The sequence below is a fragment of the Mesorhizobium sp. M0500 genome, from assembly GCF_040321165.1.
Classification (GTDB): domain Bacteria; phylum Pseudomonadota; class Alphaproteobacteria; order Rhizobiales; family Rhizobiaceae; genus Mesorhizobium.
In genome coordinates this window covers 438021-451369 of the sequence record NZ_JAMYRB010000001.1, presented here as the reverse complement: position 1 = coordinate 451369, position 13349 = coordinate 438021, and the positions used below count along the sequence as shown (strand labels likewise).

The window sequence follows — 13349 nt, the reverse complement described above, 5'->3', positions numbered from 1 at the left end:
GTGCGCGGCCCTGCCCTGTCAAGGGTAGTGGCGGCGATCATTGGTCTTTCGCCGGGCGGCGGAGCCAGGAGATCAGGACGCCGGCAAGGGCGGCGGCAAGGCCGTACCAGGTTATCGCATATTGCAGATGGCTGTTCGGCAGGTCGATGACGGTGACACCTCCAACTGGCAGCCCGCCGGGGTTGGGCGTGGCGTTCGCATCGATGAAGATCGGCACCAGCGCCGCACCTGTCGGCAGGCCGGCGCTCGAGGCCATCGCGTCACGATCTTTCCAGTAGAAGATATTCTTCTGCGGATCATTGTCGGGAAGCATCATCGAGGGCTTGGCCGGCAGCGGGTTGCGGGCGAGCCCCGTCACCGTCACTTTGCCCGTTACCTGCCCCTGCGGCCGCTTGGCTGGATCCTTGAAATCGTAAGGCACGAAGCCGCGGTTGATCAGCACGAAACGGCCATCGTCGAGCTGTAGCGGCGTGAAGACGTTGAAACCGGACTGGCCTTCCCAGGTGGCGAGGAAATGCCGCTCGTCTTGATGCAGGAAAGTGCCGGTCACTGTCACCGGCGTGTAGTCCACGTCGCCGGCGGCAGCAAACCGCTTTTCGAGCTCGGCCAATGGCACAGGCGCCGAATGCGTGCGCTGGTCTATCGTCTGGAGAAGGCCCTCTTTCCAGTGCAGGCGCTGAACCTGCCAGGTGCCGAGCGCCAGCAGGATCAAAAACACGACGATACCCAGGCCGAGTGCCAATGCGCGCTTCGGCCGCGACCGGCCGGCCACCGAACCGGATGCCTCGCTCATTCGCCGCGGTCCAGCCGGCCCTCGGCCGCCTTGTTGCGGTATTGCAGCGTCAGCAGCACGCCCTTGATCAGCCGGAGCGCCGCCAGGCAAAGCACCAGCGTCAGCGGAATCCACAGCAGCAGATGCAGCCAGAGCGGCGGATTGAGCGTCACCTCCATCCACAACGCCAGGCCGACGACGATAAAGCCGATGATCAGGATAACGAACACCGCCGGCCCGTCGCCGGCATCGGCGAAGGAATAATCGAGGCCGCAATTGGAGCAGCGATCAGCGACCGTGAGGAACCCGGAGAACAGCTTGCCCTCGCCACAGCGGGGGCAGCGGCCATGCAAGCCGGCCGAGATCGGATCGATTGGTGGCCAGATCGCCTTGTCGTCGCTCATGAGGTCATCCTAGGAGCATTTGCCGCAAAAGATAAGGCGGCCACGTCGCCGCAGCCGCCTTGTCGATTTCCTCAGCTCGATCTCAGTGCGGTTCGATCATCGCGCCGTTCGATGCCCAGACGTAGATCGAGGCAAACAGGAACAGCCACACCACGTCGACGAAGTGCCAATACCAGGCGGCGGCCTCGAAGCCGAAATGCTGCTTGGGCGTGAAGTCGCCCTTCATGGCGCGGATCAGGCAGACCAACAGGAAGATCGTGCCGATGATGACGTGGAAACCATGGAAGCCGGTCGCCATGAAGAAGGTGGCGCCGTAGATCGAATCCCTGAAGCCGAACGGCGCGTGCATGTACTCGTAGGCCTGCACCATGGTGAACAGCATGCCGAGGCCGACGGTCAGCACCAAGCCATTGATCAGGCCCTTGCGGTCGCCGTGGATGAGCGAGTGGTGCGCCCAGGTCACCGTGGTCCCCGACAGAAGCAGGATGACAGTGTTGTAGAGCGGCAGATGGAAGGGGTCGAGAACCTCGAGGCCCTTGGGCGGCCAGACGCCGCCGGTGAAGGCGGTACGGGCGTATTGATGGACCTCGCCCGGAAACAGGCTGGCGTCGAAGAAGGCCCAGAACCAGGCGACGAAGAACATCACCTCGGAGGCGATGAACATGATCATGCCGTAGCGCAGATGCAGCGACACGACACGGGTGTGGTGTCCCTCATGCGCCTCCTTGATCGTATCCGACCACCAGGCGAACATCGTGTAGATGACGATCAGCAGGCCGATGAAGAACAGCCATGGATTGGCGACATTGAAACCGAAGATCGGGAAATCGCCGCCCTTGAGGTATTGCATGTAACAGACGCCGCCGAACGCGGTCACCAGCGCCCCGACGGAGCCCAGGAAAGGCCACGGGCTCGGGTCGACAAGGTGGTAGTCATGTTGTGGTTTTGCGTGTGCGTCTGCCATATCAACCCCCGAGGCTTGCTTCGGTATCTGAAATCTTGTTGCGGCGGCCGTCGGCCGGCACCGATGATGCGACCGGCTTGGTCTTGTCGACCGGGAACATCGTGTAGGACAGGGTAATCGTCGTCAGATCCTTCAATTCCGGCGCGTTGACGATGTCGGGATCGACATAGAAGACGACCGGCATGTCCAGTGTCTCCCCCGGCTTCAGTGTCGTGTCGGTGAAGCAGAAACACTCGACCTTGTTGAAGTAAGGTCCGGCCAGTTCAGGCTGCACGTTGAAGGTGGCGCGTCCGGTGATAGGCCGGCTGAATTTGTTCGTCGCGCTGAAATGCGCCTCGGCGGTCTCGCCGATCTTGATGGTGATCGAGCGGGCGACCGGCTGGAATTGCCAGGGAACGCCGGCGGTGTTGGCGTCGAAGCGGATGGTGATGTCGCGATCGAGCACCCGATCGGCATATTGCTGGGTCGCCCGTTTGACGGTGCCGCCGTAGCCTGTCGCCTGGCAGAACATCGCGTAGAGCGGCACCGCGGCGTAGGCCATGCCGATCATGCCGCCGAAGAACGCGATGCAGACGCCGGCGACGACGCGGTTCGTATTCTTCTTCTTAGGATCGGTGACTGTTTGCCTGGTCATGTTCAGCTCACATCGAGCCGGTGAGGCTGTGACCAAATTTCACGATGGTCGCGACGTAGAATATGACGACCAGCGCCGCCAGCGCGAAACCGATTGCGGCCGAGCGATTGCGGCGGGCCTTCTGCTGACGTTCGGTCAGCGTGACCAGTTCAAGCTTCTTTTCGGCCATGCTCATGCTCCACCAATGGTCAGCGCGCGCGCGACGACGCAATCGCCAAGGTAGGCGGCGAAGATGGCGAAGAGATAGAGCAGCGAATAGCCGAACAAGGCCTTGGCCGGCTTCATCGCCCGATCGTCATCGGCCATTTGCAGCACCTTCCACGCATACCAGACGAAGCCGGCGCCGAGCAGCAATGCAACGACGCCATAGGCTGGCGTGGTGAAGCCGAGAACCCAGGGCAGCACGCCAACCGGCGCGAGGACCAGCGCATAGGCAAAGATCTGGCGTCTGGTCGAGGCCTGGCCGGCGACATTCGGCATCATCGGAATGCCTGCCTTGGCGTAGTCCTCCGACTTGAAGAGCGCGAGCGCCCAGAAATGCGGTGGCGTCCACAGGAAAATGATCAGGAACAGCACCAAGCTTTCGAGGCTCACCGATCCGGTTACCGCCGCCCAGCCTATGACCGGCGGAATGGCACCGGCAGCCCCGCCGATGACGATGTTCTGCGGCGTCCAGCGCTTCAGCCACATCGTATAGATGACGGCATAGAAAAAGATCGTGAAGGCCAGAAGCGATGCTGCCAACCAGTTGACCAGCACGCCGAGCGTCATCACCGACAGAACCGACAGCACCAGCCCGAAACTCAATGCCTCGCCTGGCCGGATGCGGCCGGCCGGCACGGGACGGCCGGCGGTGCGCGTCATCACCGCATCGATGTCTGCGTCATACCACATGTTGAGCGCACCGGAGGCGCCGGCGCCGATGGCAATAGCCAGGATCGCGATCACCGCCAGCAGCGGATTGATGGTCACCGGGGCGGCGACCATGCCGACAAACGCAGTGAACACCACCAGCGACATGACGCGCGGCTTCAGCAGGGCGAAGAAATCGCCCGCCGTCGCTTCCGACATGCGGAAGCCTGGCTCGTCAATCAGTCTGTCTTCGGCAAGGGCCATGCGTACTTAAAGTCCATCATTCCGTTGGCCAAAACCGCCGGCCGGCCGGCGGTTCCGTATTAAAGGAGGCAACCGCCTACTTGATCTTCGGCAACTGTTCCCACTGATGGAACGGCGGCGGCGAAGGCAGCTGCCATTCCAGCGTGGTCGCACCCTCGCCCCAAGGATTGGCGCCGGCGACCCGCTTCTTCTGGAACGCCTCGAAGACGCCGAACAGGAAGATGACGACGCCGACAGCCGAGATGTACGAGCCGTAGGACGACACCATATTCCAGCCGGCGAAGGCATCGGGATAGTCGATATAACGACGCGGCATACCGGAAAGCCCGAGGAAGTGCTGCGGGAAAAAGACCAGGTTGACGCCGACGAAAGTGACCCAGAAGTGAGTGTTCGCGATCACGGGCGAGTACATGTAGCCGGTCATTTTCGGGAACCAGTAGTACCAGCCGGCGAAGATCGCGAAGACCGCGCCCAGCGACAGCACGTAGTGGAAGTGCGCGACCACGAAATAGGTGTCGTGCAGCGGGCGGTCGAGGCCGGCATTGGCCAGCTGCACGCCGGTGACGCCGCCAACAGTGAACAGGAAGATGAAGCCGATCGCCCACAGCATTGGGGTCTTGAGCGAAATCGACCCGCCCCACATAGTGGCGATCCACGAGAAGATCTTCACACCCGTCGGCACCGCGATGACCATGGTGGCAAAGACGAAATAGCGCTGGGTGTCGAGCGACAGGCCCGTCGTGTACATGTGGTGGGCCCAGACGATGAAGCCCACCGCGCCGATGGCAACCATCGCATAGGCCATGCCGAGATAGCCAAACACCGGCTTCCTCGAAAAGGTCGAGATGATATGGCTGATGATACCGAAACCCGGCAGGATCAGAATGTAGACCTCCGGATGGCCGAAGAACCAGAACAGGTGCTGGAACAGGATCGGATCGCCGCCGCCGTCCGGGGCGAAGAAGGTGGTGCCGAAATTGCGGTCGGTCAACAGCATCGTGATGCCGCCGGCCAGCACCGGCAACGACAGCAGCAGCAGGAAGGCGGTAATCAGCACCGACCAGGCGAACAGCGGCATCTTGTGCATTGTCATGCCGGGCGCGCGCATGTTGAAGATGGTGGTGATGAAGTTGATGGCGCCAAGAATCGAGGAGGCGCCGGCGATGTGGATTGACAGGATCGCCAGATCCATGGCTGGTCCGGGCTGGCCGGATGTCGACAGCGGCGGATAAAGCGTCCAGCCGCCGCCGACGCCGTAAGCGCCGGGCGCACTCGGAACGAAGGCCGAGAAAATCAGCAGGATGAAAGCCGGCGGCAGCAGCCAGAACGAGACGTTGTTCATGCGCGGGAAGGCCATATCCGGCGCGCCGATCATGATCGGCACCATCCAGTTGGCAAAGCCGCCGATCAGCGCCGGCATCACCATGAAGAAGATCATGATCAGCGCATGCGCGGTGGTGAAAGCATTGTACATGCTCTTGCCCCCGTCGATGGCGGCGTCGCCGTTCATGCCGTAGACCATCTGCGCCAGGCCAGTGAAGATCTGGATGCCCGGCTCCTGCAATTCCATGCGCATGACGACCGACAAGGCGCCACCGATGCAGCCCGCCATGATCGCGAAGATCAGATAAAGCGTGCCAATGTCCTTGTGGTTGGTCGAATACACCCACCGGACCCAGCCATGATACGGCTTGTGGTCGTGGTCGTCGTGAGCTGCAGCGTGCGCCATGGTCGGCTCCGTTCCCTGAATCTTTTCTGGTCGCGGCATCAATTGCCGGCGGCCGCTACCTTGTTCGTGCCATCGACCTCGGCCATCAGCGCCTTGTTGGCGCCGGGAAGGTCGGTCTTGGCTGCCGCCAGCCAGGTCTTGTATTGTGCATCGGAGACGACGCGAATGGCGATCGGCATGAAGGCGTGGTCCTTGCCGCAGAGTTCCGAGCACTGGCCGTAATAGAGGCCTTCCTTGTCCGCCTTGAACCAGACCTCGTTGATGCGGCCCGGCACCGCATCGGTCTTGATGCCGAAGGACGGCATGGCAAAGGCGTGAATGACGTCGGTCGCCGTCACCAGCACCCGGGTCATGGTGCTGACCGGCACCACCATCTCATTGTCGACGGCGAGCAGGCGCGGATACGCGGCGCGATCTTCCTTGCCGGCAGCAGCCCTGTCGGCATCCTGAAGGATCGCGGAATTAAAGGAAAGCGTGTTGTCGACCTGGTATTCGTAGTCCCAGTTCCACTGATTGCCGGTCGCCTTGACGGTCAGCTTGGCTTCTTCCGGCGGCGTGTATTGCGCGGTCAGCAGCTGGAACGAGGGAATGGCGAGACAGAGCAGGATGACCACGGGACCGACAGTCCAGATGACCTCGATCAGCGTGTTGTGGCTGGTGCGCGACGGCGTCGGGTTGACGCTCGCCCGGAACCGCAAAATGCAATAGGCAATCAGGAAAAGCACCAAGGCGGTGATCACAATGATGAACGCGAACGAGTAGTTCCCGAACCACTCGATCTGCCTCATAATGTCGGTCGCCGGAGGCTGAAAACTGGTTTCCCAAGGTTGGGGCTGGGCTGCATGAGCGGATGCAGCGGCAAACAACGTGGCGGCGGCACTAGCTACGATTTTGGCGGTTGCCAGGAATTTTCTCATCGCCCTCGTCATCTCCCAGTTCCTCGCGATCGGACCGCAAGAATGTCGAACAATGCCGGGACGGGAATCCCGGACAATTCAAGGCTGGTTCAAACCATACTCTATTTGCCTCCGCAAGAAAGGAGCGCCGGAACCCGTGCGGCATTTTTGCGCGCAAGCGCGGCGCTGGCTTCGTGCGGTGACGGCTCGCCGCGAATCACCAGAGCGGCATCCGGGTAGAATGAGCTGCGCGGCGCGCGGAACCGTCGCAATTAGGGCGAAATTGGCACGGAAAAGCGCATTGTTGCCTGTGTCGGGGCGGATCGCCGGGGTCTCGTCCTTTACTTGGGTTTAGTGCGGCTTAAAGTGCCGTGATTCGCAATGGAGCCGTCATGAACCCTTGGCTTTCGAGAACCTTGGCGAAGGTCATCTTTGTTGCCGCCGCAATAGCCTTGTCCGGCGCCGGCCTGGCCAATGCCGCGCAGCCAAGCGGCACGGTGAAGTCAACGCATGGGGCGTGGTCGATCATCTGCGATACGCCCGCCGGTGCTACATCCGAACAATGCGTGATGATGCAGAACGTCGTCGCCGAGGACCGTCCGGAAATGGGTCTTTCCGTTGTCGTGCTGCGCACAGCCGACAACAAGGCCGAAATCCTGCGTGTGCTGGCGCCGCTCGGCGTGCTGTTGCCCAACGGCCTCGGCCTCAATGTCGACGGCAAGGATATCGGCCGCGCGTATTTCGTGCGCTGTTTCCAGGACGGCTGCTATGCCGAGGTCATCCTGGAAAAGCCGCTGCTCGACACGCTGAAGACCGGTACGTCCGCCACCTTCATCGTCTTCCAGACGCCGGAAGAGGGGATCGGCATTCCCGTCGACCTCAAGGGTTTCGCCGACGGCTTCGCCGCCCTGCCTTGAGACCGGGTCTTGTAGCACGATCCAGTGATGTTGACCGGCCGGGTCACGGCAAATCTCATTTCAGATTGTCTGTGCTGGCCTTCGCGCCTACATCGTGGGAAACAATCCTCCTGCGAATGGACCTGCCATGAACAGCCTGATCGGCCAATTTGACATTTCCGACGATCGCATCAAGCAAATCGTTGCCGAGACTATTAACGGCGCCGACGACGGCGAACTGTTTCTCGAATATAGCGAAAGCGAATCGCTGATGTTCGACAATGGCAAGCTGAAGACCGCGAATTTCAACACCGACCAGGGTTTCGGCCTGCGCGCCGTCGCCGGCGAAGCCAGCGGCTACGCCCATTCCAGCGATCTCTCCGAAGCCTCGCTGCTGCGCGCCGCCGATGCCGTTTCGACGGTGAAGAGCGGCTATTCCGGCACGCTTGCCGCAGCGCCTGCCCGCACCAACCGCCATCTCTACAGCGACGGAAACCCTATCCCCTCGCCTTCCTTCGAGGCCAAGGCCAAGCTGCTTCAGGAAATCGATGCATGGCTGCGGGCCGAGGATCCGCGCGTCAGGCAGGTGACGGCGTCGCTCGCCGCCTCCTGGCAGCATGTCGAGATCGTGCGCGCCGACGGCCAGATGGTGCGCGACATCCGTCCGCTGGTCAGGATCAACGTGTCGGTGGTGGTCGGCGACGGCGACCGCCAGGAGAGCGGCTCCTACGGCATGGGAGGCCGCAAGGATTTTGGTGAATTCCTGATCGAGGACAGCTGGCGGCACGCGGCCAAGGAGGCATTGCGGCAAGCGCTGGTCAATCTCGAAGCGGTTCCAGCACCTGCCGGCACTTTCGACATCGTGCTGTCGAGCGGCTGGCCGGGCGTCATGTTGCACGAGGCCGTCGGCCACGGGCTGGAAGGCGATTTCAACCGCAAGAAGACGTCGGCCTTCGCCGGCCTGCTTGGCCAGCAGGTGGCGGCGAAAGGCGTCACCGTCGTTGACGACGGCACCCTGCCCGAGCGGCGTGGTTCGCTTACCGTCGACGATGAGGGCACGCCATCGGCCCATAACGTGCTGATCGACGATGGCAAGCTGGTCGGCTACATGCAGGACCGCCAGAACGCCCGGCTGATGGGCATGAAAGCCACCGGCAACGGGCGACGCCAAGGTTACGCGCACGAGCCTATGCCGCGCATGACAAACACCTACATGACAGGAGGCGACATGGAGCCGGACGAGATCATCGCCTCAGTCAAGAACGGCATCTATGCCGTGTCGTTCGGTGGCGGCCAGGTCGACATCACTTCGGGCAAGTTCGTGTTCGGCTGCACCGAAGCCTACATGATCGAGAACGGCAAGGTGACGCAACCGATCAAGGGCGCCATGCTGATCGGCAACGGGCCGGATGCCATGCATCGGGTTTCGATGGTCGGCAACGATATGAAGCTCGACACCGGCATCGGCATGTGCGGCAAGGCCGGACAGGGCGTGCCGGTCGGCGTCGGCCAGCCGCATCTCAGGATGAACCAGATGACAGTCGGCGGCACCAGGGTTTGATGGAGTTGACGCCGAATTATCGCCGCTCCGGAACAACCAATCCCCGCCGCCCACTGCCTTGTCATCGCTTTAAGTAGGAGTAGCTTGCGCCTTGAATTTGCCGAGAGCTTCGACTATCTTACATTCGTCTTACACCTAAGGACGTGCCGAGATGGCTGCCGCAGAGAAGCTCGTAACTACGGTCTCGACCAAGGGACAGGTCATCCTGCCCAGCGCGATCCGGAAACGGAGGGAATGGCATGCCGGCACACGCCTTCTGGTCGAGGATACCCCGGAGGGCGTGCTACTGAAGCCTGCGCCAGTCTTCGCCGAGACGCGGCCAGAGGACGTGTTTGGATCGCTGCGCTATAGCGGCAGGCCGAAGACGTTGGAAGAAATGGACGCGGGCGTGCTCGCCGAAGCGCGGCGGCGCCATGCTCGCAATTGATACCAACCTGATCGTCCGCTACCTGACGGGCGATCACCCGTCGCAGTCTTCCCGCGCCCGGGCGCTGATCGATAGCCAGCCGGTCTTTGTCGCCGTCACGGTGATGCTGGAAGTCGAATGGGTGTTGCGCAGCGCCTACGGTTTTGCGCCGCTTGAAATCGCCCGTACGCTACGGGTGTTTAGCGGGCTTCCCACGGTAGAGGTGGAAGACGGGGCGGTCGTGTCGTCCGCGCTCGACCTCTCGGAACAGGGGTTGGATTTCGCTGACGCGCTGCATCTGGGCAAGTCCGCTCACTGCGCTGGCCTCGCGACTTTTGACCGCAAGTTCGTCAGGGCCGCGAAGGCGGCCGGATACGAACGCGTGCAAGAAGCATAGCAGCTCACAGCGGCCCAGCGCGGCACAAAAGCGCGCCACAGGGTCAGCCTGGTTTCAGGCATAGATGCCGGAGCGGACTGCCTCCAGATAGGCAAGCACCTTGTCCGTCTTGCCTTCGCGAACCAGATCGTAGGCGGTCTTTCCGGCCCAACCGGGGATCGGCTGATGCTTGAACCAGATCGCCGCACGATGTTCATCACCGGCCATCTCGCCGGCCATCGCCAGGATACGGACGATGGGACTCAATGCGGCGTCGACCTTGCGCGCACCGGACTTGGCGGCAAGCGTGTTGCGCGCGAGACCGGTCAGCCCCGCCAGTTCTGTCATATTAACCCCTAGCAGTTCAGCGACCCGCCTTGGCGAGAGAAACGGCGCCCGCTCCTCGCCGAAGCGCCATGCCGAAATTTCGAAGGCTGCGGTGCTCATGGCAATTCCCTAGCACAGTCTGAACGACGTGCGTTCAAAATGTGCTTTTTTGGTGCGCGTTTCAGGCCCTGGCTGCTAGCGCCTTCGTCTCGGCTTCTCCAACAGCGCCACGACCTCGACATGCGGCGACCACAGGAACTGGTCGATCGGCGTCACGCTCTTCAGGGCGTAGCCGCCGTCCATGAGGATGCGTAGGTCCCGCGCGAGCGTTACCGGATTGCAAGACACCGCGGCGACGAGCGGCACGTCGGAGCGCGCGATCTGCTTCGACTGGTCCTCGGCGCCGGCGCGAGGCGGGTCGAAGACAACGCCGTCAAAGGCATTCAACTCCTTGAATGTCAGCGGCCTCCGGAACAGGTCGCGACGTTCGCCGGTCACCCGCTTCAGGCCGCTGGCGAAACGGAATGCCCGGTCGAGCGCCGCGAGTGCTGCCGCATCGCCTTCCACCGCATGAACCTCCGATCTTGCGGCTAGGCGCAGCGCGAAGCTGCCGCAGCCGGCGAAGAGATCGGCGACCTTTTTGGCGCGCGCGAAATGCTGGACGACAATGTTGGCCATCGCCTGTTCGGCAGCCTCGGTCGCCTGCAGGAAAGCGCCCGGAGGCACTGCGACGGCGACGCCACCAAACAGGACGACCGGTTTGTTTGGTTCGATAATGACCTCGCCGTCGACCGACAGCCTGGCTAGCCGCTCGGCGATGACGAAGTTGGAAGCGACGCGGCGCTGGTTCTCGCCGAGCTTGCCGGAATCGTGAACCGCGACATCGAGGCCGGAACCGGTCACCGTCACCGCCATGTGGAACGATTTGGTCGTGGTGCAGATCAGTCCGGCAAGCATCCTCAAACGGTCGAGCGCAGCGACGATCTGCGGCAGCGAGATCGGGCATTCCTCGATCGAGATGATCTCGGATGACAGCGCGCGAACAAAGCCGAACTGCATTCCCGCCTCGCTCCGCCGGGCGGTGAAGACGACGCGGCGGCGCGTGTGCGGCGCGCACGGCACCAGCGCCCCGACATCGCAAGCGATGCCCTTGCTCTTCAGCGCATGCACGACCTTTTCGCGCTTCCACCGGTGATAGGCTTCAGTCTCGAGATGCTGGACGGCGCAGCCGCCGCACGCGCCGAAATGCCGGCACGGCGGATCGACCCGCAACGGCGAAGCCTCAAGGACCGACATCAAGGTGGCGCGATCTTTCTCCCGCGCGGCGGTGACGACCTCTCCCGGCAGCGCGAACGGAATGAAAACCTCTCCGGTTTCCGTCTCGGCGATGCCATCGCCCTGCGACCCCAACCTTGCGATCGTGAAACGAGTGCTCATCGCTTCTGGGTCTCGACGTCCTTGATGCCGCCGAGCAGGAACTCGCGGTTGCCGTCGCCGCCCTCTATCGGTGACAGATGAAGCCCCAGCGAGCGCCAGCCGGGAATGGCATCGAGCCAGTCCTGCATCAGGCCGGCAATGCGCGCCGCATCATAGGGGTCCTTAAGCAGGCCGCCCTTGCCGATCGCCTCACGGCCGGCCTCGAATTGCGGCTTGACCAGAAACACAGCTTTTGCGCCATTCCTGGCCAAGGCAAGCGCCGGCGGCAGCGCCAGTTTCAGCGATATGAAGCTGACATCCGAGACGATGAAATCCGGCACACGGCCGCCGAGATCGGCGGCCGACAGTTCGCGCGCATTCAGGCCTTCAATTACCGTCACGCGCGGATCGCCGGCAATGTCGGAGTGCATCTGGCCGTGCCCGACATCGATCGCCGTGACATGCGCCGCGCCGCGTTCGAGCAGCACCTGCGTAAAGCCGCCGGTCGAGGCGCCGACATCGAGCGCTTCGTTGCCGGTGGGGTCGAGGGCGAAATGGTCGAGACCAGCCTTCAGCTTCAGTGCGGCGCGCGACACGTAACCTTGCGCCGGATCGTCAACGACAATGTTGCACTCAGGCAGAACGGCCTGGCCCGGCTTGAGGGCGACGATGCCATCGACCGTCACGGTGCCGCGCTCGACCGCGTCGCGGGCACGCGAGCGGCTGGCAAACAGACCGCGCTGGACGAGCAATTCGTCGAGCCGCTGGCGTATGCTGGCTGGCGGAATGGAAGTCATCGGCCTTCATGGCGAAAGCCAACGATGATGGCAAGGTTATTGGCGATGAGAGAAGGCATAGTTGGAAAATCGAGTGAACTCATCAGCCGCTGCGCTGTTTGTCGAACCTCGCACGAGACCCGACGCAATGCTAAGAAAGAGATGCCGTTTAGCCGTCGAAACGTGGAGGAGGTACATGCTGACGGGAACCTGCCACTGCGGCGCAGCCCACTGGACCCTGGAGGGCGATCCCGGTTCGATCACTGCCTGCAATTGCACACTTTGCCGTCGCTACGGCACACTCTGGGCTTACGACTATGTCGACGAACGCATCCGCCTTGCGGGGCCCGTAAGCGCCTATCGGCGCGTCGGAAAGGCTCATCCTTCGCTTGAGATTCTCTTCTGCCCAACCTGCGCTTGCGTCCTGGCCTGGCGCGGTTTGCATCCCGATGCGGCTGGGCGCTACCGCATCGCCGTCAATGTGAGGCTTGCGCCGCCCGAGGCCGTCGCCGATCTCCCGATCGACCATTTCGATGGTCTCGATACATTCGAGGATTTGCCGAGAGATGGTCGCTGTGTGCGGGATATGTGGTTCTAGTTTCTAGAGTCTCTTCGGGATCATGCTTTAGAATATGGTCCGCGAAACCCGCCGTTCGACGGCCGGCGTCAGATCGTCGCTGCTGTCGCCGGACACCTGCGGGCGCGGCCGGTCAACGGAAATTGACGCCTTCGGCGAGGTATCTGGCATGACGACAAATTGCGGCGCCTGCTTGTAGGAAAAGCCGCCACGGATCTCGCCGATCTTGCCGGCGACGATGCCCATCACCGCCTCTTCGAGTTTGCGGTCGTAGCGCGTTTCGGCCCCGGCCGACACGGCGAAGATGGCCGCAAGCGCGATGCCGCCCAAAAGCGATCTCATTGGTCTGCTTTCCCCTGCCTGGTTGCCTTCTAGCAGGGCGGCGTTGAAAAACGGCCAAAGGACACGGTAAGCAAATCGCCAAACGGCAGCGTAAACAGCATGTTACGACTGTTCGCCGGCAATTTGATTCAAGCAGTTGAGAATTTGATTCAGACTG

General features: G+C 62.2%; 17 protein-coding genes. 5 read left to right on the top strand and 12 right to left on the bottom strand.

Annotated elements, in window-relative coordinates:
- Positions 1–37 precede the first annotated feature (37 nt).
- The 8 genes from NKI70_RS02250 to coxB all read right to left on the bottom strand — a co-directional run bounded on the left by NKI70_RS02250 (position 38) and on the right by coxB (position 6536).
- Positions 38–793 (bottom strand): SURF1 family protein, encoded by a 756-nt coding sequence (locus tag NKI70_RS02250; protein ID WP_023674139.1) that lies wholly within the window; start codon positions 791–793, stop codon positions 38–40.
- The gene (locus NKI70_RS02245; RefSeq protein ID WP_352698269.1) at positions 790–1176 is read right to left on the bottom strand and encodes a DUF983 domain-containing protein; all 387 of its coding nucleotides are present in this window, start codon (positions 1174–1176) and stop codon (positions 790–792) included. Before NKI70_RS02245 ends, NKI70_RS02250 begins: the two co-directional genes overlap by 4 nt.
- A gap of 82 nt (positions 1177–1258) precedes the next feature.
- Positions 1259–2140, bottom strand: coding sequence for a cytochrome c oxidase subunit 3 (locus NKI70_RS02240; RefSeq protein ID WP_023674137.1), 882 nt, complete (start codon positions 2138–2140; stop codon positions 1259–1261).
- Position 2141: 1 nt separating this feature from the next.
- Positions 2142–2774 carry a cytochrome c oxidase assembly protein gene (locus tag NKI70_RS02235; protein ID WP_352593359.1) on the bottom strand — a complete coding sequence of 211 codons (633 nt, stop codon included), beginning with the start codon at positions 2772–2774 and terminating at the stop codon, positions 2142–2144.
- Between the two features lie 7 nt (positions 2775–2781).
- Positions 2782–2949, bottom strand: a complete 168-nt coding sequence (locus NKI70_RS02230; RefSeq protein ID WP_502894396.1) for a cytochrome c oxidase system small membrane protein — start codon at positions 2947–2949, stop codon at positions 2782–2784.
- Entirely contained in the window at positions 2946–3890 is a 945-nt protein-coding gene (locus tag NKI70_RS02225) for a heme o synthase (RefSeq protein ID WP_352483710.1), read from the bottom strand. Before NKI70_RS02225 ends, NKI70_RS02230 begins: the two co-directional genes overlap by 4 nt.
- A 76-nt stretch (positions 3891–3966) precedes the next feature.
- Complete coding sequence (ctaD, locus tag NKI70_RS02220) at positions 3967–5619, bottom strand: cytochrome c oxidase subunit I (protein ID WP_031211058.1); 1653 nt, start codon at positions 5617–5619, stop codon at positions 3967–3969.
- A gap of 38 nt (positions 5620–5657) precedes the next feature.
- Positions 5658–6536 (bottom strand): cytochrome c oxidase subunit II, encoded by an 879-nt coding sequence (gene coxB, locus NKI70_RS02215; RefSeq protein WP_031211057.1) that lies wholly within the window; start codon positions 6534–6536, stop codon positions 5658–5660.
- A gap of 371 nt (positions 6537–6907) precedes the next feature.
- On the opposite strand from coxB, the gene NKI70_RS02210 reads away from it, so the two are divergent.
- The 4 genes from NKI70_RS02210 (at position 6908) to NKI70_RS02195 (ending at position 9775) form a co-directional block, all read left to right on the top strand.
- On the top strand, positions 6908–7432 hold the full coding sequence (locus NKI70_RS02210; protein WP_023674131.1) for an invasion associated locus B family protein: 525 nt from the start codon (positions 6908–6910) through the stop codon (positions 7430–7432).
- A gap of 127 nt (positions 7433–7559) precedes the next feature.
- A complete protein-coding gene (gene tldD / locus NKI70_RS02205) occupies positions 7560–8972 on the top strand; it encodes a metalloprotease TldD (protein WP_352593356.1) in 1413 nt (470 codons plus the stop codon).
- A 151-nt stretch (positions 8973–9123) separates the two neighbouring features.
- Complete coding sequence (locus NKI70_RS02200; RefSeq protein ID WP_023674129.1) at positions 9124–9399, top strand: AbrB/MazE/SpoVT family DNA-binding domain-containing protein; 276 nt, start codon at positions 9124–9126, stop codon at positions 9397–9399.
- The gene (locus NKI70_RS02195; protein ID WP_352578612.1) at positions 9386–9775 is read left to right on the top strand and encodes a type II toxin-antitoxin system VapC family toxin; all 390 of its coding nucleotides are present in this window, start codon (positions 9386–9388) and stop codon (positions 9773–9775) included. Before NKI70_RS02200 ends, NKI70_RS02195 begins: the two co-directional genes overlap by 14 nt.
- Before the next feature lie 54 nt (positions 9776–9829).
- Here NKI70_RS02195 and NKI70_RS02190 read toward each other — a convergent pair whose 3' ends face one another.
- From NKI70_RS02190 to NKI70_RS02180, 3 genes are all read right to left on the bottom strand, one after another.
- Positions 9830–10201, bottom strand: a complete 372-nt coding sequence (locus tag NKI70_RS02190; protein WP_352578613.1) for an antitoxin Xre/MbcA/ParS toxin-binding domain-containing protein — start codon at positions 10199–10201, stop codon at positions 9830–9832.
- A 75-nt stretch (positions 10202–10276) separates the two neighbouring features.
- Positions 10277–11518 (bottom strand): class I SAM-dependent RNA methyltransferase, encoded by a 1242-nt coding sequence (locus NKI70_RS02185; protein ID WP_352578614.1) that lies wholly within the window; start codon positions 11516–11518, stop codon positions 10277–10279.
- Entirely contained in the window at positions 11515–12294 is a 780-nt protein-coding gene (locus NKI70_RS02180) for a TlyA family RNA methyltransferase (RefSeq protein WP_352593353.1), read from the bottom strand. Before NKI70_RS02180 ends, NKI70_RS02185 begins: the two co-directional genes overlap by 4 nt.
- A 175-nt stretch (positions 12295–12469) precedes the next feature.
- Here NKI70_RS02180 and NKI70_RS02175 point away from each other — a divergent pair, with 175 nt between their 5' ends.
- Positions 12470–12871 (top strand): GFA family protein, encoded by a 402-nt coding sequence (locus tag NKI70_RS02175; RefSeq protein WP_352593350.1) that lies wholly within the window; start codon positions 12470–12472, stop codon positions 12869–12871.
- Between the two features lie 27 nt (positions 12872–12898).
- Here the strand turns inward: NKI70_RS02175 and NKI70_RS02170 are convergent, their stop codons facing one another.
- A complete protein-coding gene (locus NKI70_RS02170) occupies positions 12899–13192 on the bottom strand; it encodes a hypothetical protein (RefSeq protein ID WP_352692188.1) in 294 nt (97 codons plus the stop codon).
- Positions 13193–13349: the final 157 nt, after the last annotated feature.

What these genes read in the sequence shown, in the direction of transcription:
- NKI70_RS02180 (WP_352593353.1), bottom strand. Translation starts at nt 12,294, where the DNA reads ATGACTTCCATTCCGCCAGCCAGCATACGCCAGCGGCTCGACGAATTG.
- NKI70_RS02175 (WP_352593350.1), top strand. Translation starts at nt 12,470, where the DNA reads ATGCTGACGGGAACCTGCCACTGCGGCGCAGCCCACTGGACCCTGGAG.
- NKI70_RS02245 (WP_352698269.1), bottom strand. Translation starts at nt 1,176, where the DNA reads ATGAGCGACGACAAGGCGATCTGGCCACCAATCGATCCGATCTCGGCC.
- NKI70_RS02210 (WP_023674131.1), top strand. Translation starts at nt 6,908, where the DNA reads ATGAACCCTTGGCTTTCGAGAACCTTGGCGAAGGTCATCTTTGTTGCC.
- NKI70_RS02250 (WP_023674139.1), bottom strand. Translation starts at nt 793, where the DNA reads ATGAGCGAGGCATCCGGTTCGGTGGCCGGCCGGTCGCGGCCGAAGCGC.
- coxB (WP_031211057.1), bottom strand. Translation starts at nt 6,536, where the DNA reads ATGAGAAAATTCCTGGCAACCGCCAAAATCGTAGCTAGTGCCGCCGCC.
- NKI70_RS02235 (WP_352593359.1), bottom strand. Translation starts at nt 2,774, where the DNA reads ATGACCAGGCAAACAGTCACCGATCCTAAGAAGAAGAATACGAACCGC.
- NKI70_RS02230 (WP_502894396.1), bottom strand. Translation starts at nt 2,949, where the DNA reads ATGAGCATGGCCGAAAAGAAGCTTGAACTGGTCACGCTGACCGAACGT.
- NKI70_RS02240 (WP_023674137.1), bottom strand. Translation starts at nt 2,140, where the DNA reads ATGGCAGACGCACACGCAAAACCACAACATGACTACCACCTTGTCGAC.
- NKI70_RS02170 (WP_352692188.1), bottom strand. Translation starts at nt 13,192, where the DNA reads ATGAGATCGCTTTTGGGCGGCATCGCGCTTGCGGCCATCTTCGCCGTG.
- NKI70_RS02185 (WP_352578614.1), bottom strand. Translation starts at nt 11,518, where the DNA reads ATGAGCACTCGTTTCACGATCGCAAGGTTGGGGTCGCAGGGCGATGGC.
- NKI70_RS02225 (WP_352483710.1), bottom strand. Translation starts at nt 3,890, where the DNA reads ATGGCCCTTGCCGAAGACAGACTGATTGACGAGCCAGGCTTCCGCATG.
- tldD (WP_352593356.1), top strand. Translation starts at nt 7,560, where the DNA reads ATGAACAGCCTGATCGGCCAATTTGACATTTCCGACGATCGCATCAAG.
- NKI70_RS02190 (WP_352578613.1), bottom strand. Translation starts at nt 10,201, where the DNA reads ATGAGCACCGCAGCCTTCGAAATTTCGGCATGGCGCTTCGGCGAGGAG.
- ctaD (WP_031211058.1), bottom strand. Translation starts at nt 5,619, where the DNA reads ATGGCGCACGCTGCAGCTCACGACGACCACGACCACAAGCCGTATCAT.
- NKI70_RS02195 (WP_352578612.1), top strand. Translation starts at nt 9,386, where the DNA reads ATGCTCGCAATTGATACCAACCTGATCGTCCGCTACCTGACGGGCGAT.
- NKI70_RS02200 (WP_023674129.1), top strand. Translation starts at nt 9,124, where the DNA reads ATGGCTGCCGCAGAGAAGCTCGTAACTACGGTCTCGACCAAGGGACAG.